The sequence below is a fragment of the Pseudomonas sp. MYb118 genome (assembly GCF_040947875.1).
Classification (GTDB): Bacteria; Pseudomonadota; Gammaproteobacteria; order Pseudomonadales; family Pseudomonadaceae; genus Aquipseudomonas.
On the sequence record NZ_JBFRXN010000003.1, the window covers coordinates 544,450 to 567,532 of the forward strand.

10 protein-coding genes are annotated in these 23,083 nt (G+C 63.0%); 6 read left to right on the forward strand and 4 right to left on the reverse strand.

Translation table 11 applies throughout. The annotated features are described in order from the left end of the window. Positions 1 to 83: 83 nt before the first annotated feature. From sohB to ABVN20_RS23980, 3 genes are all read left to right on the forward strand, one after another. Positions 84 to 1,106: a protease SohB gene (gene sohB, locus ABVN20_RS23970; protein ID WP_368558230.1), complete on the forward strand. Its 1,023-nt coding sequence runs from the start codon at positions 84 to 86 to the stop codon at positions 1,104 to 1,106. A 174-nt stretch (positions 1,107 to 1,280) separates the two neighbouring features. Beyond that, a complete protein-coding gene (locus ABVN20_RS23975) occupies positions 1,281 to 6,158 on the forward strand; it encodes a DUF6543 domain-containing protein (RefSeq protein ID WP_368558231.1) in 4,878 nt (1,625 codons plus the stop codon). After that, positions 6,151 to 9,978 (forward strand): DUF6543 domain-containing protein, encoded by a 3,828-nt coding sequence (locus ABVN20_RS23980; RefSeq protein ID WP_368558232.1) that lies wholly within the window; start codon positions 6,151 to 6,153, stop codon positions 9,976 to 9,978. Before ABVN20_RS23975 ends, ABVN20_RS23980 begins: the two co-directional genes overlap by 8 nt. A 214-nt stretch (positions 9,979 to 10,192) precedes the next feature. Here the strand turns inward: ABVN20_RS23980 and ABVN20_RS23985 are convergent, their stop codons facing one another. Beyond that, positions 10,193 to 10,687 (reverse strand): DUF934 domain-containing protein, encoded by a 495-nt coding sequence (locus tag ABVN20_RS23985; RefSeq protein ID WP_368558233.1) that lies wholly within the window; start codon positions 10,685 to 10,687, stop codon positions 10,193 to 10,195. Next, a complete protein-coding gene (locus tag ABVN20_RS23990) occupies positions 10,671 to 12,329 on the reverse strand; it encodes a nitrite/sulfite reductase (RefSeq protein WP_368558235.1) in 1,659 nt (552 codons plus the stop codon). Before ABVN20_RS23990 ends, ABVN20_RS23985 begins: the two co-directional genes overlap by 17 nt. 521 nt (positions 12,330 to 12,850) lie before the next feature. Between ABVN20_RS23990 and ABVN20_RS23995 the strand changes: the two genes are divergently transcribed. Continuing rightward, positions 12,851 to 13,924: an ABC transporter substrate-binding protein gene (locus ABVN20_RS23995; protein ID WP_368558236.1), complete on the forward strand. Its 1,074-nt coding sequence runs from the start codon at positions 12,851 to 12,853 to the stop codon at positions 13,922 to 13,924. Here the strand turns inward: ABVN20_RS23995 and ABVN20_RS24000 are convergent. Continuing rightward, positions 13,921 to 14,139, reverse strand: coding sequence for a DUF2970 domain-containing protein (locus tag ABVN20_RS24000; RefSeq protein WP_368558238.1), 219 nt, complete (start codon positions 14,137 to 14,139; stop codon positions 13,921 to 13,923). The two genes, ABVN20_RS23995 and ABVN20_RS24000, sit on opposite strands and share 4 nt — an antisense overlap. A 251-nt stretch (positions 14,140 to 14,390) precedes the next feature. On the opposite strand from ABVN20_RS24000, the gene ABVN20_RS24005 reads away from it, so the two are divergent. Together ABVN20_RS24005 and ABVN20_RS24010 are read left to right on the forward strand one after the other, a co-directional pair. Further along, positions 14,391 to 15,554 carry a DUF6543 domain-containing protein gene (locus tag ABVN20_RS24005; protein WP_368558239.1) on the forward strand — a complete coding sequence of 388 codons (1,164 nt, stop codon included), beginning with the start codon at positions 14,391 to 14,393 and terminating at the stop codon, positions 15,552 to 15,554. Between the two features lie 32 nt (positions 15,555 to 15,586). Beyond that, on the forward strand, positions 15,587 to 19,210 hold the full coding sequence (locus ABVN20_RS24010; protein ID WP_368558240.1) for a leucine-rich repeat domain-containing protein: 3,624 nt from the start codon (positions 15,587 to 15,589) through the stop codon (positions 19,208 to 19,210). A gap of 144 nt (positions 19,211 to 19,354) precedes the next feature. Here the strand turns inward: ABVN20_RS24010 and metH are convergent, their stop codons facing one another. After that, the gene (gene metH, locus ABVN20_RS24015; protein WP_368558241.1) at positions 19,355 to 23,065 is read right to left on the reverse strand and encodes a methionine synthase; all 3,711 of its coding nucleotides are present in this window, start codon (positions 23,063 to 23,065) and stop codon (positions 19,355 to 19,357) included. Between the last annotated feature and the right edge of the window lie 18 nt (positions 23,066 to 23,083).

Below are 23,083 nucleotides of genomic sequence, written 5' to 3' on the forward strand. Positions count from 1 at the left end.
TCCCCGCTGGCTCCGGGGCTGGCGCATGGGTATGCTGGTGCTATCGCGCGCGAACGGCTGCGCATCGTAATGAAGGAGTCCTTGTGGAGTTTTTGACCGAATACGCGGTTTTCCTGGCTAAGACCGTGACATTGGTGATTGCCATCCTGGTAGTCCTGGCCAGTTTTGCGGCCCTGCGCAGCAAGGGGCGGCGTAAAACCAGCGGCCAGTTGCAAGTCAGCAAGCTCAATGATTTCTACAAAGGGTTGCGCGAACGCCTGGAGCAAACCCTGCTGGACAAGGACCAGCTCAAGGCCCTGCGCAAAGTCGAGGCCAAATCCGACAAGAAGCAAAAGAAAAAGCCGGAGAGCAAACCGCGGGTCTTCGTCCTGGATTTCAACGGCGACATCAAGGCTTCGGCCACCGAGAGCCTGCGCCACGAAATCACCGCGCTGCTGACCCTGGCCACGCCCAAGGACGAAGTGGTCCTGCGTCTGGAAAGCGGTGGCGGCATGGTCCACAGCTACGGCCTGGCCTCTTCGCAACTGGCGCGCATCCGCGATGCCGGCGTTCCCCTGACCGTGTGCATCGACAAGGTCGCGGCCAGCGGCGGCTACATGATGGCGTGCATCGGCGAGAAGATCATCAGCGCCCCGTTCGCCATCCTCGGCTCCATCGGCGTGGTCGCGCAGTTGCCCAACGTCAACCGCCTGCTGAAAAAGCACGACATCGACTTTGAAGTGCTGACCGCCGGTGAGTACAAGCGCACCCTGACCGTGTTTGGCGAAAACACCGAGAAGGGCCGCGAGAAGTTCCAGGAAGACCTGGACATCACCCACCAGTTGTTCAAGAACTTCGTATCGCGCTACCGCCCGCAACTGGCCATCGACGAAGTCGCCACCGGCGAAATCTGGCTCGGCGTGGCTGCGCTGGACAAGCAACTGGTCGACGAGCTGAAAACCAGCGACGAATACCTCGCCGAGCGGGCGAAGAAATCCGAGCTGTATCACCTGCACTTCGCCGAACGCAAAAGCCTGCAGGAGCGCATTGGCATGGCGGCCAGCGGTTCGGTCGACCGCGTGTTGCTGAGCTGGTGGAACCGCCTGACCCAGCAGCGTTTCTGGTAAGCGCATCACGGGTCCTGTCGCGGCTTCGGCGACAGGATCCTGTGCGGTACATATCTGTTTTAACGTCTCTTTATCCTGTTGTTTTCAAACGCTTATCCATCGGCCATTTGCGCTTTTTCCATGCCATGTTCGACCTTAAGCTGAGGGCTCTTATCAGCCTCAAGGTCGTTCAACATGGATGTGAACACGAGCACTGCCCAACCAACGCCTGCACAACAAGGCGTTTTTTTTGATCTGCTGAAAAGGCAGACGCCTGCCTGGCTGCTGGAGTCCTCCGCGCAGCTACGCCACCAACTGTATGAAAGCCTGAAAAACAGCTATCGGACACGCCAGGCGGCGCTGGACGATCTCAAGGCGTTGAAATCCCCCGAAGCGTTCTGCGCGCCGCTACTGAACCTGGCGATGTCGGCCAAGCTGGGCGAGACCTTCGACGTCGAGGGCGTGGTTTTTCAGCATATCCGCTCCACGTCCAGCTTTCTGGGTCTGCGCAAAAAACTGGTGTTACCCATTGAGCGGGACCTGTTGACCGCCGCCTGCGAGAACTTCGAGGAGCACGAAACCCGCGCCGACAACTACCACGAAAGTTCATTGATCCTCCTGCCCGAGGCCATCACCGGCCGGCCGACCGAAGTCGTTGCCATCGAGCCCCATGAGTTCGCGCAACTGTGTCGCACGCTGGACCTGGGCAAACAGTACCAGCGTCACGTCAAAACGCTGTTCGGCGATGGCACGCAACCGGGCTCATTGCAGGAAAAGTTCATGGCCAGCGCCAGGGACCAGTTCGAAGTGGCCCGGCACATCGCCGTGATGAAAAAGCAGGTCGGCGCCGATGTCCACGCCATGCTCAAGTTGCTCACCGATAGCGCCTCGCCGATCACATTGGGCAAGAACACCCTGGGCTTGCAGCGTTTGCAGATGTTCGGGATCAAGCTCAATGGCGTGATGTTCATCGGCCCGGTCGGGGAGCATGCCGACGATGATTACCGTTGCGTCGTTTATCTGCCTGGCGATCCGCTGCACCCGCTCAAGGAGTATGCGTCCTTCACCGACTTCGAGGTGGAGTTGTGCCGGCGCCTGCGGACCCCCGAGTACTGCCAGTTCTTCCTGCGCTTTGTCGCGCTGAAGGATCGCCAGGCGTTTCTCCAGGGCGTCGAAACGCAGTCGAGCCTTTCCCGTGGCACGCCGTTGCCCGCCACCAGCCGGTTCACCTTGCTTGAAGGCTTTGACCTGGAGGACGAGGTGAAGACCGATCTGTTCAAGGCCCTTTACGCGCAGCATGCGGCGCAGGTCATCGCCGATGCGCGGTTGCTGGTGGTGCCCACCGGTGACGAGGATGAGAAGAGCCGCTTGGCCAGGCTGGAAACTTACCAGTTGATCGGCCTCAACATCGCGCTGTTCGTGGCTTCGTTCGTGCCCGTGGTGGGCGAGGTCATGTTTGCCGTGGCCGGCGTGCAACTGTTGCAGCAGGTCTACGACGGTATTGGCAGCTGGAGCCGGGGCGAGCAGGAGCAGGCCACCGACTACCTGTTCGATACCCTGGAGAATCTGCTGCTGCTCGCGGCCACCGGCGCCGGTGCAACGGCGCTGCACCGCACTTACAAGGCCGTCAGGGCTTCGGATTTCGTCCGAGGCTTGCGCGCGGTGTCCGTTGCCAATGGTGCCACAAGGTTATGGAAGCCGGATCTGGGCGCTTACCGCCAACCGTTGCGCCTGCGCCGCGACACCTCGGTCAGTGACCAGGGGCTGGTGCTCAGGCATGGGCGGCGCTACGTGCCGCTGGATGGCGAGGGGTATGCGGTGGATCCGTTGCCGGATTCGGGCCTGTGGGAAATCAAGGCAGCGGGGCGCTACTCGCCCGTGCTGGAAACCAATGGCGCAGGTGCCTGGCGACACGCCTCGGAGCTGCCCCAGGACTGGGACCTGCTGACCCTGTTCCGACGCTTTGGCTATCGCCAGCAGCAAGTGTCCGACACCCAGGCCTTGCAGATTCTGGCAGTCACCGGCCTGGATGAAATTCCGTTGCGCCAATTGTATGTCGAGCGGCGCAAGCCGATGGCTGCGTTGCTCGATACCGTGCGCCGCTTTCGTGCCGATGCCGCCGTCAGCCATTTCATCCAGCAGATGCGCACGCCGGCACTCGCCTCATCGGCCGATGCCGACTTGCAGCTTTACTTGCTGACCAACCTGGGCAAATGGCCGCGCGGGGTGGCCGTGAGCATTACCAATGCGCTGGGCAAGCCGATTGCGCATTATGGATCCTCCACGCCCAGCCGCACTGTCACGATCAGCGAGGAGCTGCTGCGCAACGGCCAGTTCCACGCAAAGCTTGTCGACGGCCTGAAAAAAGAGGAGCGTACGGCGCTGCTGGGCTCGTCCACCGCCAAGCACGCCGCGCAAACCACGCTGTTGATCAATCAGGCTGCCGAATACACGGAGCGCAAGCGCCTGATGCTGTTCGCCCGCCTGGTACGGCGCAACGATGCGCCACGGCATGATCAGGCACAGGCCATCCGCAGCGCGTTCAGCGAACTGCCCGGCAGTGTCGTCGATGAACTGGTGGAACATGCCGATCTCGGTGAATGGCAGGAACTGCAGGCGGGCCGGGTGCCGCTGCGCCTGGCCGAAGAGGCGCGGCGGTATGTGCAGGTGCTGCGCTTGAACCGTGCCTATGAGGGCCTGTACCTGGATGCCGCCAGCGATCCGGGCACGCACTTGCTGGTACTCGATACCCTGGAAAACCTGCCGGGTTGGCCGGCCGACGTCGCGGTGCAGATCACCGATTGGGCGAGGTCAACCGATGACAAGCCGCAAATCGGTCCCAAGGATGCCCCGCACAAGGTTTACATCGACGCCTATGTCGACCGCTTCGAGGCCCGGGACGCCGAGGAAAAGGAGCTGGCCCGGCACGCCGGACGCACGCGCCAGCATTTCTTCCGGACGTTGCGCGAAGGCCTGCCCGAATACGCTCGCAAAAGCCTGGGCGTGACGACCGACGATGGCGGCGCCAGCCTGCAGAAAAAAATCACCGAGCTGGCCCTGCAACGACGCGAAGCCATTGCCTCGATGATCGGTGTCCGGGCACTGCGCGCAGGTTATCGTTCGCCCATGGGGCTGGCCGATCCACCCAGCGAACCGGTGATCCTGCTCACCGCGCCCGACCCGAAAAAGTCGCCATCGCCCGTGCTGGTGCAACGTGCCAGTGAGCTGTATCCGCTGCACAGCCCGCAGCAGATCGAGCACTTTGTGCTGACGCTGGGCGCTGACGATACCCTAGCGCTGCGAGCGCTGCGAGCGCTGGAGCGCCTGCGCCACGAATACCAGAACCTGCGCTCGACCCTTGAACGCTGGGTCCATCGCGACAGCCATTATCAGGACGGTGACGGCCCCCGGCTGAAGGTGCCGCGCCACAGCAAGTCGCGGGCGGCCCAGGCGATCCTGCGCGGCTGGCGCAAAGAAACCGAGCGGGTCCTGCATGCGCCCCAGGCGCTTTACCGTTTGACGCTCGACGCCCAGCCACTCGGCGCCCTGCCGGTGCTGGTCGGCAACTTCAGTCACATCGGTACACTGGAAATGAACAAGGTGGGCAGCAGCGCCGGCCTCAACGTGTTCCTGCGCAACTTCACCCGCCTGCACACCCTGAGCCTCACCGGCAATCGCCTGACCCGCCTGCCACAGGCGGTGGCGGACATGCCGGACCTGACCCACCTGGACTTGAGTGACAACCAGCTTTATCTGACCAGCGAGTCGGTCACGGCGCTGGAGCACAAGACGAACCTGCAGACCCTCAATCTGAGTTTCAACCCCGGTTTGGGTCGTCTGCCGCCGATGACTTCGTTGCGCAAATTGCGCCACCTGGCCCTGCGCGGCAGCGGCATCAGCCTGTGGCCGGCGGGTGTCAGCGACTTGCCCGAGCTGCAAAGCCTGGACCTGCGCGATAACGCCATCGTCGACATTCCCGACGAGGCCTTCAAGGCCCGAGCAGCCCTGAGTCGCGGTACCAGTGTCGATGGCAACCCCTTGTCATCGGCCAGCCTTGAGGCAATTGCCAATTATCAGAAGACCCACGGTATCGACCTGGGGGTGATCACGGTCGACTATCGCCCCGTCACTTCGCCAGCGCCCGCGCAGGACCCAGGCGGCGCGCGCTGGACCACCGGCCTGCCAGCCGCCGAAGTCAGTCAGAAAAAGCAGCTGTGGGTGGCGTTGGCGGCCTGCGCCAACTCCGGGGATTTCTTTTACCTGCTGGGGCAACTGCAAAACACCGCCGACTTCAACCGGTTGCCGGGGTGGATGGCACAACGGGTGTGGAAGGTGCTGGAAGCGGCGGGGGAGGATGACAGTTGGCGACGCTCGCTGTTTCGCATGGCCCAGCTCGGGCGGGTCAGTGCCGAAGCACCGGCGCGGCTGTTCAGCAACCTGGAAGTGCGCGTGCTGTGCTTTCGCGCCATGGCCGCCGCGCGCACCGGCACCCGCACACTGGAAGGCGAACTGGTGCAGTTGATGCGCGGCCTGTTCCGTTTGCAGCAGGTGGAACGCCAGGCCTTGCTGGACGTCGCCAATCGCGCCGGCTCCAGCGCCATCAGCCGGACCCAGGCGCAGGAGCTCAGCCTGGTGTATCGCGTCGGGCTCGCCGAACGGCTGGCGTTGCCAGCACAACCCAGGGAAATCAATGTGACCCTGGGCGTCGAGGTGTCGCCGGCACAACTGGACAGCGCCTACCAGGCCATCGTCAAGGCGGAAACCCCTGAAGCGCTGCTGGCCTCGGTCGATACCCGCGGATTCTGGTACGAGTACCTGACCACTACTTATCAGGAACGCTTTACCGCCATCTCCGACAGTACGAGCCAAGCGCTGGTGCAACTGGAGCGGCAGACGGACCTGTCGCGGGCCGTCGCCAGTCAGCGCCTGAAGGCGATCATGGATAACGATCGCAACCTCAATCAGCAGCTGATCCGTCGCCTGACCAACGAGGCACTGGGGCGGCATCCGGACCTGGCACTGGCGGAGTCGACGGTGTGGGTCAATGACCGCCAGGAGGTGGCCGATGAATGATCCCGTCGCTGTCCGCTTACCGGGTCGGCGTGAGCCATTGCGCGCCTTGGCCGACGCCCCGCTACCGAAAAGCCCCGCCCAGCTCGCCCAGCAGGTGATCCGGGAAAAGTGGGGCGCGGTCCTCGAAGGGCAAACCGCGCAACTGGTCACCCTGCATTACGATTACGGGCTGCGTACCGAGGCGGGCGGCAGCCACGTCGGACGCGTCGCGAGCGTGCAGTCGCTGGTGCAGGTGCTGTTGTCCAACTACCAGACCGTGGGCGACGGACGCTTCGGCGAAAGCGCCTTCGGCCTGTACACGCCGCCCGATGTCGGCCCGGCCGTGCGCCTGCTGGACACGCCGGAGCCCACCGATGACCACCGCACCTATGAAGGCATCTATCGGCAGACGGTGCCGCCCACCTATGGCCCGCAGACGCAGCTCAACCTGCGGCCGGCGGACTTCAAACGCTGGGTCTGGCGACTGTTTTTCGATGAGCTTTATCAAAAGTACCTGGATGAAACCTGGCCATCGGACAAGGTGATTCTGGGCAGCCAGGCCTATGCGCTGCGGACCTCGACCAAAGCCGCCTTTGTCATGGGCGCCTGCCTGCAACACCAGGAACGCAGCCTGTCCGACCAGGGCCTGGGACTGGCGATGCAGGCGGCGGGACTGGCACCGGGGCAGGGCTGGGAGCAACTGACCATGGCCCGGTTGCAGGCGCCGACACGCCCGCCGGCTGAAATCGAAGTCAGCCGGCTCAGGCTCTATCGCTACAGCGCCACGGATATCTGGTGCTACCGGGCGCGCAGCAGTGGCCGGATGCTCATGTACATCCCCGGCAACTCGTCACCGCTGCATGAGTTCGGCGATGCCAGTCACCTGCGCCGCTGGTTGGTCGGGCAGGGCAAATCCGCGCAGACCCGTCAGGCGCTGGCGGCGCATTTCGCCGAGGACGATCGCCCTGATGGCACCTTTCACGCCGGCGTCCTCACCGCGCTGGAAGGCATGGCGCAGTACCCGCAACAGCATCGGTTGGGCAAGGAGGCCGGCCTGTTCAACAACGATGGTTACTGGGACCCCGCCGACTACATCGGTTTCGACCGGCCGCCGTCGGGCACCGACCCGTTCGCGCAACTGGTGCTGAGCATGAAGCAGGCGGCGCAGGCCAGCGTCAAAACCATTCGCAGCGATGCACAGGTCAACCGCGACAACCTCGGCGTCGTGGTCGAGCCCATCGTGCAGTGGGTCAACCGCTTCGGCCCGCTGGCGCTGTTCGTGCCTGGAGGCGAGGGCATCCTGGCGCTGGCAGGGCTGATCGACGCGGGGCTGGGCCTTGACCAGGCGCTGGAGGGCGAGACCGCGAGCCAGCGCTCCCAGGGCGTGGTGCGCACGGTATTCGGCTTGCTCAACGCGCTACCGCTGGCGGCCGAGGTGGCGTCGCTGGGGCGTGAAGGCGTCGAGGCTGGCGTGTTGATCGAACCTGAGAGCGAAGCGGCATCCATAGCCAGGCCGCCCCTGGCCACTCCTCTGGCCACGCCGCTGACCCGAGTCGAGCTGCTGCGTGGCATTGGCGCGCAGTTCACCGATGAGGTGCTGGCGCAGATCGGTCGGGTCACTGCCGTCGATGACGACATGCTGCGCCTCATGCAGGTCGGGCACCCACCGACGCCGCTGCTGGCAGACACCCTCGCGCGCTTTCGCCTCGATCAGGACGTCGCGCAACTGGCCGATACCCCTGCCGCCCGCACCAAATTGTTCGATGCGCGTTATCAGGCGTCGCAAGCCAGCGAACAGCCGTGGGTGTGCTGGTTCATGCGTCAATACCCCGAACTGCCCAGCGCGGCGGTGGCGCAGATGCTCGACCGTTACGGTGTTGACCTCAAAGCGGCAGTGGACGCCGCCGAGGCCAGGCACCTGTTTCGGCAACTGGACGGCAAGGCCCGCCAGTACCAGCAGCACGTGCGCTTGAATCGGGCCTACGAAGGTCTGTACCTGCGCTCGTTCAGCAGCCCGCAAACGGACACCCTGGCGCTGCACTCAATGGAAAACCTGCCAGGATGGCCCAAAGGTGTGCGCATCGAAGTGCACGACGCCAGCGGGCGTGTGCTGGATCGTATCGGCCCGCTCGATACGCTCGATTGCCGCCGCCTGATCAGGATCACCGGCGGTTACCAGCCCTTCAGCCTGACGCCCACGGCCGGCACCCCTCTGTATGACGCCATCGCCGCCGTGCTGACTGCCGATGAGCGAGCCGCGTTGCAGTTGCCCGCCGAGGCTCCCGGTATCGAGTTGCAGCTCAGGGTCGGCCGGCACCCATTACTCCGTGCGCAATTGACCCTGGGCCTGGGGCGGATGGATTCCGGCCTGCCGTTCGAGGCGCAGGGGCTGAGGGGCGGTGGGTATCCGGATACGCCACAGGGGCAGGCGCTGACCCATGCGATGATGAGCTCGCAGATCAAGGACCTCTACCCGACCATGCCCCGTGCAGAGGTCGATGCACTGCTGCTGCAACTGGGCAGTGGGGCGCAAGCCTACATTGACAGGGTCAAACAGCAGTTCCTGCAACTGTACGAGGACCTGGAAGTCTGGCTGGAAAAGGTGTCCGAGGACATCGACCACATGGACGTGCACTTCCTGCAGATGGGCGACCCCGGTACCGCCGGCATGACCGAGGAAGAACTGGCGCAAAGGAATGCGCAGCAGGTGCAGGCCACCATCGACTACGAGCGTGACAGTCGCGGTGAGCTGGCCGACGATTTGATCGCCATCCTGCAGAAACGCACCCCCGAATCCGGCAGTCATTACGCCGGGGATGCCATCAGCGGTTTCACCATGGATTTGAACAACGAGGACTATCATTGCCTGCCGGCGTTGAATGTGCGGTTCAACGATGTGGTGGGCTTGCACATGCAGAATCTGCAGATGGTCGAGCGGGAAAGCCTCAACGGGTTTCTCCAGGCCTTTCCCAAACTGCGCACCTTGACCCTGGAGAAGACTGACCTGCGCATCGCGAATGCCGCGGGGCAGCGGCACGGAGTGTTGCCGTCGGTGATCCCCCAGTTGCAGCACCTGACGGTGCTGAATCTGCGTATGACCCACCTGACCTTTGCCGAAGACAATGCCGGGCTGTTCAGCTCGCTGGTCAATCTGCAAGTGCTGGATTTGAGCGACAACCCGCTGGTGGTGCCTCCGGTGGTCCTGGACCTGGACCGGTTGCAGGTCTTCAGGCTCAACAACACCGCCATCCGTACCTGCCCGGTGGGCATTCGCGAGCAGCCGTACATGACCTTGCTGGACCTGCGCAACAACCAGATTCGCCGGGTGCCGCAGGCGATCTTCAATCAGGCCATTGCCAGGGACCGGGTGCTGTTGTGGAACAACCCCATCACCGATGAGGACACCTTGCGCCGGCTGATCGTGCATCGCCAGCAGACCGGCATCAACCTGTGGCTGAGTTCACCGACCCTGCAGTACTCCGAGGCGACCGGCTGGCTGCACGGGGTCCCGGCGCCGCAAGAGCAAGCGATGTTGCAGCTGTGGCAACGGTTGCTGAACAAACCGCGCGGCAACCGCTTCCTGGCCGCAATCAATGCGTTGACCCTGACGGCCGATTTCCAGATCGAATACCTGGCGTTGCAGGCGCGGGTCTGGACGCTATTGACCGAGGCCGACGCCTCACCGCAGTTGTGGCGACGCCTGACCCAGGGCATGCCTGTGCCAACCGGGATCTTTGACAACCCGTACGCGATGTTCACCGCCCTGGAAGACCGCGCCAGGGTGTATCGCGATTGGGTGGCCCTGGGCCGACCGTTCCCAGTCGAGCCCGGTGAGCCGTAAAAACGACAATGCCCTGATACCTTGCGGAATCAGGGCATTCTCATATCGGCGACACCATCCCGCAGGGGGGACTGCTTTTTGTGGGAGCGATCCTGCTCGCGATAGGCTCAAGGACACCGCGGGGTATCAGGCAGCCTGTGTCATCGTTAACGACCATCGCGAGCAGGCTCGCTCCCACAAGGGAAGGGGCTGATCGCGATGGTTGTAACGGCGCTTACCGCCGACGAAACAGCGGCAGCGGTTCGTCGGTGGCGGCCTGGTAGGTCACCGAGAAGTCCTTGAGGCTTTCGAGGGCTTCGTAGGGGTCTTTGTCGGCGCGCAGGGCGAAGGCGTCGAAGCCGCAGCGGTGCAGGTAGAACAACTGGTCACGCAGCACATCGCCAATCGCCCGCAGTTCGCCCTTGAAACCATAACGGTCACGCAGCAGGCGGGCGTTGGAGTAGTTGCGGCCGTCGGTGAAGGCCGGGAAGTTCAAGGCAATGACCTGGAACTTGTTGGCGTCTTCACCGATTTCCTCGGCTTCTTCATCGGCGTCCAGCCACACGCCCAGGCCGCCATCGCGGGCCTGGAGCATGCGCCCGTGTTCACGCCACAACTGCAGCGGCACGATGTAGTCGTCGCAGTTGCTGATTTCGTCGATGTTGAAATCCTTGGGCAGCAGGTGCCAGGTTTCGTCGACGACTTCGTTGTTCTTAATGATTCGCTGCATAGACGCGCTCCTTGAAGAGGTCGATACCGATGCGCTGATAAGTGTCGATGAAACGCTCGTCATCGGTACGCTGTTCAACGTAGACGTCGATCAGCTTGGAGATCACATCGGGCATGTCGTCCTGGGCGAAGGACGGGCCGAGGATCTTGCCCAGGCTGGCATCGCGGCTGCCGCTGCCACCCAGGGACACCTGGTAGAACTCTTCGCCTTTCTTGTCCACCCCGAGGATGCCGATGTGGCCGACGTGGTGGTGACCGCAGGCGTTCATGCAACCGGAAATGTTCAGGTCCAGCTCGCCGATGTCGAACAGGTAGTCCAGGTCGTCGAAACGGCGCTGGATCGACTCGGCGATCGGGATCGACTTGGCGTTGGCCAGGGAGCAGAAATCACCGCCAGGGCAGCAGATGATGTCGGTCAGCAGGCCGATGTTCGGCGTGGCGAAACCTTGCTCGCGCAGCTCGCCCCACAGGGTGAACAGCTGGCTTTGTTCCACGTCGGCCAGAATGATGTTCTGCTCGTGGGAGCTGCGCAGTTGACCATAGCTGTAGCGCTCGGCCAGGTCGGCGACGGCGTCGAGCTGTTTGTCGGTGATGTCGCCCGGCGCGACGCCGGTCGGCTTCAGGGACAGGGTCACGGCGACATAACCCGGCTTCTTGTGCGCCAGGGTGTTGCGGGTGCGCCAGCGGGCAAAACCAGGATGCTGCTGGTCGAGCTCGGCCAGTTCGGCGGTCAGGTTGTCCAGCGCCTTGTAGTCCGGGTCGACGAAATGCTTGGCGACGCGGTGCACTTCGGCTTCGGTCAACGTGGTCTGGCCACCGCGCAGGTGTTCCATTTCCGCGTCGACTTTCTGGGCGAAGACTTCCGGGGTCAGGGCCTTGACCAGGATCTTGATCCGCGCCTTGTACTTGTTGTCACGACGGCCATAGCGGTTGTACACACGCAGGATGGCGTCGAGGTAGCTCAACAGGTCTTGCCACGGCAGGAACTCATTGATGAACGCACCGACCACCGGGGTACGGCCCAGGCCGCCACCGACCAGCACACGGAAACCGACTTCGCCAGCGGCGTTGCGCACCGGCTCCAGGCCGATGTCATGCACTTCGATGGCCGCGCGGTCGGAGGTCGAGCCGTTGATGGCGATCTTGAACTTGCGCGGCAGGTAGGCGAATTCCGGGTGGAACGTGGTCCACTGGCGCACGATCTCGCACCATGGGCGCGGGTCGATCAGCTCGTCGGCCGCAACACCGGCGAACTGGTCGGTGGTGACGTTACGCAGGCAGTTTCCGCTGGTCTGGATCGCGTGCATCTGCACGGTGGCCAGCTCAGCCAGGATGTCCGGGATGTCTTCCAGTGCCGGCCAGTTGAACTGGATGTTCTGCCGGGTACTGATGTGGGCGTAGCCCTTGTCATAGTCGCGGGCGATCTTGGCGATCATGCGCACCTGGCGCGAGGTCAGTTGGCCGTAAGGCACCGCCACCCGCAGCATGGGCGCAAAGCGCTGGATGTACAGCCCGTTCTGCAGGCGCAGGGGGCGGAATTCTTCTTCGCTCAGCTCGCCTGCCAGATAGCGTCGGGTCTGATCACGGAACTGCTTGACGCGGTCCTCGATGATCCGCTGATCGTACTCGTCGTATACGTACATATAAGTCCTGTTCTCAGGCTGGGTCGGTCGGATCCAGTGGCGTTTGTCGCTGGCTGAAGTCTCCGAACCGCCTCGGCAATTCTGCGCGCACGGCCGCGCACTCCCAACGGAGCCGGGGCACGATACCAGTTTGCGTTTATGCGCAAAAGTGATGTTTGAGTATATGTAAAGAACCAAAACGACTAACGAGAATCGTTCTGGCTATACCCGCATTTGTAGTGCGGGCAATTGTCGTCTTTACTCTGCTCGAGTCTTCGTGCAATCACCTACAAAACCGACAAGAGGCGATGCAATGAGCAACCCTACCAAAGCTTCAAAGCCTGACAGTACGGTCGATGCCTGGGCCATTCTGTTTCTCATCATCCTGGTTGTGGGCACTGCGGTGTTCTGGGTCAGCCATCAATAACTGACTCCGTCCGGGCCCGGTTACGCGGATTGTCGGACAATCCGCGTAATTAACGCCTTTTAACCGGACTCGCTGGCTATAATGCGCGGCGAATTTCGGGGGGCTCGGACGATCAATGCTGAAGTTTTTCTACACCTTCCTGCTGATACTCGGTGCAGGTTACGGTTCTGCTGCGCGTGCAGAGTCGGTGTTGTTCCTCAATCCGGGCGAAGTGGACGAGGCATTCTGGGTCAGTTACTCGCAATTCATGCAGGCGGCGGCCACCGACCTGGGGATTGACCTGCGCATCGTCTATTCCCGGCGCCTGCCCGAACTGACCGTGGCCCAGGCTCGCCAGGCGCTGCAAGGTCCCGATCGCCCCGATTATCTGGTCTTCGCCAACGAACAATACATCGCCCCGCAGGTGCTGCGGCTGGCGCAGGGCAGCGGTGTGAAGCTGTTCATGGTCAATGCTTCGCTGACGGCCAACCAGATGAGCCTGCTCGGCGAGCGCCCGGATCGGCTGGGCAGCCTGGTGCCCAACGACGAGGAGGGCGGTTACCTGATGGCCAAGGAGCTGATTCGCCAGCATCGGCCGGTAGCGCCCGGCCAGACGATCGACATGCTGGCGTTTTCCGGCCTGAAGATCACGCCGTCGGCGCAACTGCGCGAAAAAGGCATGATGCGGGCGCTGGCCGAGCATCCCGAAGTTCGCCTGCGGCAACTGGTCTACGGCGGCTGGACACACAAACGGGCCTATGAGCAGGCGAAATTGCTGCGTCAGCGTTACCCGAATGTCTCGCTGGTGTGGTCGGCCAATGACGAAATGGCCTTTGGCGCGATGCAGGCCTACACCGAGGCCGGCCAGGTGCCGGGCAAGGACGTGCTGTTCAGCGCGGTCAACACCTCAAAGGAGGCCTTGCAGGCGAAGGTGCAGGGGCGCCTGACTGCGCTGATCGGCGGGCACTTCACCCTCGGCGGCTGGGCGCTGGTGCAGTTGCATGACATCGACCGTGGCGTGGACATCAGCCGTTACGGCGGTCGGGACCGGCAGATCCCGCTGCTGCAACTGATCGACACGGCCACCGCCAGGCGCATGCTGGCCATGGGCGAGGCGCCGGACTACGGCGTGGACTTCCGCAAGATGTCTGCCAAGGGCCGACCCGCCGGCTATCGCTACCCGTTCACCCTGCAAACCCTGATGCGCTAGACCCCGGCCAGCAACAGCACCAGTTGCACGATGCCGTACAGCGACAGGGCGAACACCACCGTGAAGAGGATCCCCAGGATCACGAAGTGACTGGGCTTGCCATGGGTGAAGTCCCGGGCCCGGTTTTTCCCGCTCTGCACCCCGAACGCCGCCGCCATCACGCTGTGCAACATTTGCCAGAAGGTTGGCGGTTTGTTGTCGATTGGATCGTCCATAAACCCCTCGTCTCGAAGTAGGCGTGTTGAGCATAGACAATGCCTGTAAACACCGCCCCCCCCTGTAGGAGCGAGCTTGCTCGCGATGGTAGATCAGGCAACGCTGGCGTCCTGACACCCCGCGTCATCGTTAGCGACCATCGCGAGCAAGCTCGCTCCTACAGGGTAAAGGGGAAGGGGAGATAACTATCTACCACCTGCCACTCAGCCGCCCATGATGTGCTGTCGCTCCCACCCAAAGGAGCGCCCACATGCCCCATCCCCACGTCACCCACAGCATCCACGCGCCATTGCTCGAACAGTCCATCCCAGATTGGCTGACCCAGGCCACGCCGCAACATCGTGAGGCACTGAGGAACGCCAACGCGCCGCTACCAGCCTGGTATCGCCAAGCCCCAAGACAACAACGCAAGGCGCTTGACGATAGCCTGGTCGCCCATTTCAAGGCGCAGAATCAACTGGGCGAGGCCCTGGCCGGGTTGCAGGACATCCACACCTTCGCCGAACCGCTGCTGCGGCAATGCCTCAAGACCCGGTTCGGGGTCGAGCTGGACGTCAACCAGACCTTCCTGCACCTGCTGCAAACGGTCGGGGTGGGCGCGGTGCTGCCGATTGAAATCGGTGCCTTCGAGGTGTCGAAGATGTCATTGCTGCAAGCCGCGCTGCACAACTTCGAAGAAGCCGAGTTCGAACCCGATGCCTTTCATCGCGCGTCCGGATTTGCCGTTCAATCGGCGCAATCCGCCACGCTGGAGCCCGTCGCGACATCCATGAGCGTGCCGGATTTCATCCAGGCCTGCCGGGCGCTGGATCTCGGCGACCAATACCAGCAGCACCTCAAGGGCGTGCTGTACCCCGACGATCCTGCGGCCCTGTACACCCTGCGCGAGCGATTCGACGCCGCGCAGAAAACCGCCCTGCGTGCCGCCGCCGAACGGGCGTTGCTGCAAAACGATATCGTGCCGGCCGACCACACTTCGATCCTGGCGATCATCGACGGTGACCGGCAGCCCCGGCAGGGGGGAAAGCCGATCCGCTTCTGTGAAATGACCCTGATGGACCGCCCGTTGAACGGCTGCATTGGCTTCACCTTCGGCGATCCCGCAGAGGATCCCGACGACCTGTTGCTGTACATCCCCGACGACCCTCATCACCCGCTCAAGCGCTACAAGACCTCGCAACTGGAAACAGCCCTCAGGCAGCAGTTCACGGCCAGGGATGAAGCCGCGCCGGACGACGGCCACCCTACGGCTTATCAGCGCTTCTTTAGCCGCTTTTTGGCCTATTCCGACCGCCCGTACTACTTCAGCCAGTTCACCGTCGACACCCCCGATGCCAGCTTCACCGACCGGCTGGCCACGCATTTTTCCCTGCTTCACGAAATGGGCTCAGGCCATGGCCGAGCACGAAACTGAGTCACCTTCCACCGCCGCCCACGATCCGCCAAGTGGCTAATCCACAACCGTTTCTCGCCCCATTATTCGTGCCGCTGGACAAGGATCGCGAAGACAACGTCGATCTCTGGAGCTGCCTGTTCGATCGCTATCGCGAGCGAATGATGGCGGACGCGCGCAGTTACGCCGTGCCCTCGGCCGAGATTGACGCGCGGGTGCGCAAGCAACTGTTCGCCCGCCTGCTCGACATCGGCATGCTGGTGCTGGGGGCGGTGTCGATGTTCGTGCCGGTGCTGGGTGAAGTGACGATGACGCTGGTGGCGTGTCAGTTGCTGGAGGAGTCGATTGCCGGGGTGGTCGAGTGGGGCGAGGGCGACCGTATGGCGGCCAAGGCGCATTTGCTCGATGTTGCGCAGAACCTGGTGTTGATGGGCGTCACGGCCGGCGTCGGCAAGGGACTGGCGAAGCTGTCCGTGGCACCCGCGCCGGCTGTGATCGAGGACTTGCACCCGGTCACCTTGCCCGACGGCAACACCCGCCTGAGCCGGGCGGACCTGGCGGGTTATGAAACGCCCGATTTTGCCGCTCCGGCCACCTTCGAACCCGACAGCGGACCGGATGCCATGGGCCGCTACGAGTTGGACGACAAGACCTATATCCGCATCGACGGCAAGGTCTTTGAGCAGACCTACGACCGCGACCTCAAGCGCTGGCGGATCCGGCACCCCAAAGACCCGCAGGCCTATCAACCCGTGCTGACCCACAACCGGGCGGGCGCCTGGCGCCATGTGCTGGAAAACCCGTTGGCCTGGAACCGCTTGAAGCTGTTGCGGCGCATCGGCCACCTGAGCGACGCCTGGTCCGACGAGCAATTGCTGCAGATCGCCGACATCAGCGAGACCAGCGACAACGCCTTGCGCCGCATGCATATGGACAATGGTCTGCCGCCCCCTGAGCTGGTGGATACTTTGCGGCTGTTCACTGCCGAGCGGGATGTCACTCATGTGATCGAGCAGGTGGTGAGCGGAGCACACATTGACGAGCGTTGCCTGCACGTACTGCCCCTGGTCCCCGAGTTGCCGGGCTGGCCCGTCGGGCGCACCCTGCAAATCTTCGATTCCCCTGGGTTGACCGGGGTGCGAGTCGAATACGGCCGTGCAAGCCAGCCGCCGAAACCGGCGATTCGCCTGAGCCGTTTCGACGTGTTGAGCGGACAGATGCCGGCGCGCGTTCTCGAGGCCTTGGACGACAGCGAGCGCGCTGAGTTGCTGGGGGCCGATGCCGCGCGGGAGCGGGTCTGGCATCCGCAGGTTTTGCGTGAGCAGATTGCCGCGGCTGTCCGCGCTCGACGACCGTCGTTGTTCAATCAGTTTTATCGCCACCGTACCCAGGGCTTGCCTCTGATCGACAAGCTGCAACGGTTCCACCCCGGGCTGAGCGACGCTGCGGCGCAGGACATACTGGCCCATGCCTCCGGCGGAGACATAACCACACTCAAAAGCACTGACCGGGTGCCGCGTGCCCTGCACAAGGAGGCTCGCTGCTATGTTCGACGTGGGCGCGCGAGCGGGGCGCGGGCGCGCCAGGCACTCGGCCTGGCCGACGGCGCAGCGGTATCGGCGCCCCAAGGACCCGGAAAACGTCGCTTCCAGCCACCGCGTCGAATCCGCAAGAACCTGCTGGGTTATCCCGCCAGTGGCGAAGGGATGCTCGGCTCCTCCGGACTGAACATTGCGTTGGTGCTGCGCTTGCAGCATTTGTATCCGGACCTGGAAATGGCCGAGGCCAACGGTATCGTCCTGGCCTTGATCAGGTCCGGGCAGAGCGACGCGCAGATCCTGCAGATGCTTGAACAGTTGCGCGAGCAATGGCTGGCGCTCGAGCAAACCCTGGAGAGTTGGGTGACGCAGGGCGGCAACGTAGAGCAGAAGGCCGAGGTGGCGCTGAGTTTGCGCAATACCTGGCGCGGCCGGCCTTTCGCCGAAGAAAACGCCGCTTACCGGCAGCTTGAACTGGTGTGTGACGAGCCATTGCCCACGCTCACCGCAGATTTTTCCCATGTGACGACGTTGCGCTTGCGCGTACCGAGCTCCACCGACCAGCAGATTCGTACGCTGCTGCGCAATTTTTCCGGGGTGATCAACCTCGACTTGCGCAGCAACCGATTGATCACCAACCCGATTGCCCGTGAAAACGCGGGCCACCTGCTGAACCTCGACCTGTCGGATAACCCGCTGTACCAGCTCGATGTCAGCGCCATGACCCAGCTTGAAGTGCTGATCCTGAAGGGCACGCAGTTGCAGGAGTGGCCAACCGGGGCGGACACCCTGTGGCACCTGGACTGGCTCGACCTGCGTGCCACGCGCATTCGCGAACTGCCTCCCGAGGCCCTGGCGCGTGATGAACTGCTGATCAACACCAACCTGAGCGGCGCGCCGTTGTCGGAAACCGCCCGGCAACAATTGCAGTTGGCCTGGCAGCGCTGCGAATCGACGTTGGGCTTGCCCGACGCGACGCTGGCGCGGTTTTTCCGCGAACCGGTGCCGGAACACACCATACGCCCCTTTGAAAACGGCACGTTGCTCGCCAGTCGATTGCTGCTGTTGCCGCCCAGGCTGCCTGCCGAACAAAGTACGGCGTCGTTTGTCCGGCGCCTGCGCAGGGTTGATCCCGCGTTGACCGAGGGCGAGGCCATGGCCGTGATCGAGGGGTGGCGTGTGGGCGTGACGGACGCCTGGGTCAATGCGCATATCGAAGCCTGGGGGCAACGTTTCGAAGCCGTCACCCGCCAATTGAATGGCTGGATTTTCTCCAGGCGCACGGGCCATCCGCTTTACGGCGGACGCTGGAGTTCCTCGCAGCGGCGCAGTGAGGCGGCAGAGAAAATCCTGGCGTGCTGGAAAAGGGGCTTGCGCGAAGCGGCTGGCGAGAATGCGAATACGCTGGACTTATCCAACATCGACGGGTTGGGGGAGTTGCCCCAATTGCCTGCCGGGTTCGATCACGTGCAGTCGCTGAACCTGCGCGGCAATGGATTGCAGGAGAATGACCTGGGTGGCTTTCTGCCGGCGTTCAGCCAACTGTGTTCGCTGGACTTGGGCCTCAACCGCTTGGAGCGCCTGCCCCAGGCCGCTGCTGGCCTGACCCGCCTGCAAGCGCTGGGCTTGTCCAGCAACCGCTTCAGCGACCTGGCGATCCTTGCGCAGGATTTGGGGGCAAAGCCCCGGCTGGAGACTCTGCGCCTGAGCTACAACCGCATCAAGGCATTCAACGGCACCGACCTTGAGAGCTTGCCTGGCCTGCGTCACCTGGAGCTGAATTTCAATCAGTTGAACCGTTTCGACGGCCCCATTCCACCGCTGCTGAACAGCCTGCACCTGAATGGCAACGACCTGCACCAATGGCCCGACGGCGTGTTACAGGCACCGAGCCTCGAGGTGCTGAACCTGGCGGGCAATCCGATCAACGAGATACCGGTCGAAGCCTTCGATGGCAGCCACGATCAACTGCTGGTGGGCACGCAGTTGTTCGGCATCATGCGCTATCTCTCGACCGACACCCTCAACCGCCTCCTGGGCCACCTCGACCGGGTGGGCAGCAACAGCGCCCTGGGCATTTCGCGAGACAACATCGAACGATGGCTCGCCAATCCCGAGTGGGTGGCGATGGAGGAATAAGCCCCAACCCATTCCTGGGGGAATAACGGACCTGTGGGAGCGGGCTTGCCCGCGATGGCGGTGTGTCATCCAACAGAGAGGGTGACTGACACGGCCTCATCGCGAGCAAGCTCGCTCCTACAGGACGGATTGCAGATCAAGCAATCAATCGTCATAACCCAGGTTCGGCGCCAGCCAGCGTTCGGTCACGCTCAGCTCCTGGCCCTTGCGCGAGGTGTAGCTCTGCACCTGGTCCTTGTCGATCTTGCCGACGGCGAAGTATTGCGCCTGCGGGTGGGCGAAGTACCAGCCGCTGACGGCGGCCGCCGGGAACATGGCGTAGTGTTCGGTGAGGAACACGCCGCTGCGGCCGGCGCGCATTTCGGCGGCTTCGGGGTCGAGCAGGGCGAACAGGGTGGCTTTCTCGGTGTGATCCGGGCAGGCCGGGTAGCCGGGAGCAGGGCGGATGCCGCTGTATTGCTCCTTGATCAGGGCCTCGTTGTCCAGGGCCTCGTCCTTGGCGTAACCCCAGTGCTCCTTGCGCACCTGCTGGTGCAGCCACTCGGCGCAGGCTTCGGCCAGGCGGTCGGCGAGGGCCTTGACCATGATCGAGTTGTAGTCGTCGCCAGCGTCCTGATAAGCCTTGGCCACTTCTTCGGCGCCGATACCAGCGGTGGTGATGAAACCACCCACGTAGTCGGTCAGCTCGCTGTCCTTGGGTGCGACGAAGTCAGCCAGGGAGAAGTTCGGCTTGCCGTCGGTCTTGATGATCTGCTGGCGCAGGTGATGCAGCTTGGCCAATGGCTTGCCGTCATCGCCATACAGCTCGATGTCATCATCACGCACCTGGTTGGCCGGCCAGAAACCGAACACCGCACGGGCGCTGATCAGTTTCTCGTCGATCAGCTTGGCGAGCATTTCCTGGGCGTCGGCGTACAGCGCGGTGGCCGCTTCGCCCACCACCTCGTCCTGGAGGATGCGCGGGAATTTGCCGGCCAGGTCCCAGGAGATGAAGAACGGCGTCCAGTCGATGTACTCGGCCAGCACCTTGAGGTCGATGTTATCCAGCACCTTGGTACCGGTAAACGTCGGTTTGACCGGGGTGTAGGTGCTCCAGTCGAACTGCGGTTTCTTCGCGATCGAGGCGGCGTAGCTCAGGCGCTCGGTACGGGCGCTGCGGTTGGCGGTACGCTCGCGCACCTCAACGTATTCCTCACGGGTCTTCTCGACGAAACCGGCCTTCAGCTCCTTGGACAACAACTGCGTGGCCACGCCGACGGCGCGGGAGGCGTCGGTGACATACACCACCGCATCGTTGCTGTACTTGGGCTCGATCTTCACCGCCGTGTGCGCCTTGGAGGTGGTCGCACCGCCAATCATCAACGGCAGGTGGAAGTCCTGGCGCTGCATCTCACGCGCCACGTGGACCATTTCGTCCAGCGACGGGGTGATCAGGCCGGACAGGCCAATGATGTCGCATTTCTCTTCCTTGGCCACCTGCAGAATCTTCTCCGCCGGCACCATCACGCCCAGGTCGACGATGTCATAGCCGTTGCAGCCCAGCACCACGCCAACGATGTTCTTGCCGATGTCATGCACGTCGCCCTTGACCGTCGCCATGAGGATCTTGCCCTTGGCCTCCGGCTTGTCGCCTTTCTCCAGTTCGATGAACGGGATCAGGTGCGCCACCGCCTGCTTCATCACGCGGGCGGATTTCACCACCTGCGGCAGGAACATCTTGCCGGCGCCGAACAGGTCACCGACGATGTTCATGCCCGCCATCAGCGGCCCCTCGATCACTTCGATCGGACGGGCGAACGACAGACGCGACTCTTCGGTGTCTTCGACGATGTGGGTGGTGATGCCCTTGACCAAGGCATGCTCCAGGCGCTTGTTGACGTCCCAGTTGCGCCACTCTTCGGTCTCGGCTTCCTTGGTGCTGCCGTCGCCCTTGTACTTGTCGGCGATGGCGAGGAGGGCGTCCGTGCCTTCCGGGGTGCGGTTGAGGATCACGTCTTCCACGGCGTCGCGCAGTTCCACCGGGATCTGGTCGTAGATCTCCAGCTGGCCGGCGTTGACGATACCCATCGACAGGCCGTTGCGGATCGCATACAGCAGGAACACCGAGTGGATCGCCTCGCGCACCGGGTTGTTGCCGCGGAACGAGAACGACACGTTGGACACGCCGCCCGAGGTCAGCGCGTAGGGCAGCTCGTCACGGATGTAGGCACAGGCGTTGATGAAGTCCACGGCATAGTTGTTGTGCTCTTCGATGCCGGTGGCCACGGCGAAGATGTTCGGGTCGAAGATGATGTCTTCCGGAGGGAAGCCGACTTCGTTGACCAGGATGTCGTAGGAGCGTTTGCAGATTTCTTTCTTGCGCGCTTCGGTGTCGGCCTGGCCGACTTCGTCGAACGCCATCACCACCACCGCCGCGCCGTAGCGCTTGCACAGCTTGGCGTGGTGAATGAACTGCTCGACGCCTTCCTTCATGCTGATCGAGTTGACGATGCCCTTGCCCTGGATGCACTTGAGGCCGGCTTCGATCACCTCCCACTTCGAGGAGTCGATCATGATCGGCACGCGGGAGATGTCCGGCTCGCCGGCAATCAGGTTGAGGAAGGTCACCATGGCCTTCTTCGAGTCGAGCATGCCTTCGTCCATGTTGATGTCGATCACCTGGGCGCCGGCTTCGACCTGTTGCAGGGCGACTTCCAGGGCTTCGGTGTAGTTGTCTTCACGGATCAGGCGGGCGAACTTGGCGGAACCGGTGATGTTGGTGCGCTCGCCGACGTTGACGAACAGCGACTGGCGATCAATGGTGAACGGCTCCAGGCCCGACAGACGGCAGGCCTTGGGAATATCCGGGATCTGGCGCGGGGCATAACCGGCCACGGCCTTGGCGATGGCTTCGATATGGCCCGGCGTGGTGCCGCAGCAGCCGCCGACGATGTTGAGGAAACCGCTCTGGGCGAATTCCTCGATGACCTTGGCGGTTTGCGCGGGCAGTTCGTCGTACTCGCCGAACTCGTTCGGCAGGCCGGCGTTCGGGTGGGCGGAAACGTGGGTGCTGGCCTTGGTCGACAGCTCTTCCAGATACGGGCGCAGCTCACTGGCGCCCAGCGCACAGTTGAGGCCGACCGAGATCGGCTTGGCGTGGGCCACCGAGTTCCAGAACGCTTCGGTGGTCTGCCCGGACAGGGTGCGGCCGGAGGCATCGGTGATGGTGCCGGAAATCATGATCGGCAATTCGATGCCCAGCTCTTCGAACACGCCCTGCACGGCGAAGATCGCCGCCTTGGCGTTGAGGGTGTCGAAGATGGTTTCGATCAGGATCAGGTCGGCGCCGCCTTCGATCAGGCCCTTGGTCGACTCGGTGTAGTTCTCCACCAGTTCGTCGAAGGTCACGTTGCGGTAGCCGGGGTTGTTCACGTCCGGAGACAGCGAGCAGGTGCGGCTGGTAGGGCCGAGCACGCCGGCGACGAAGCGCGGCTTGTCCGGCGTCTCCAGGGTTTTCGCGTCGGCGACCTTGCGCGCCAGGCGAGCGCCTTCTACGTTCAGTTCGTAGGTCAGGCCTTCCATGCCATAGTCGGCCATGGAAATGCGCGTGGCGTTGAAGGTGTTGGTTTCCAGGATGTCGGCGCCGGCATCCAGATAGGCTTTCTCGATGCCGCCGATCACGTCCGGACGGGTCAGCACCAGCAGGTCGTTGTTACCCTTGACGTCGCTCGGCCAGTCGGCGAAGCGTTTGCCACGGTAATCCTGTTCTTCGAGCTTGTAGCTCTGGATCATCGTGCCCATGCCGCCATCGAGAATCAGGATGCGCTCTTTGAGGGCGTGCTTGAGAGCTTGAAGGCGAAGGCTGCGATCGGACATTAGAACTACTCGGAAAGA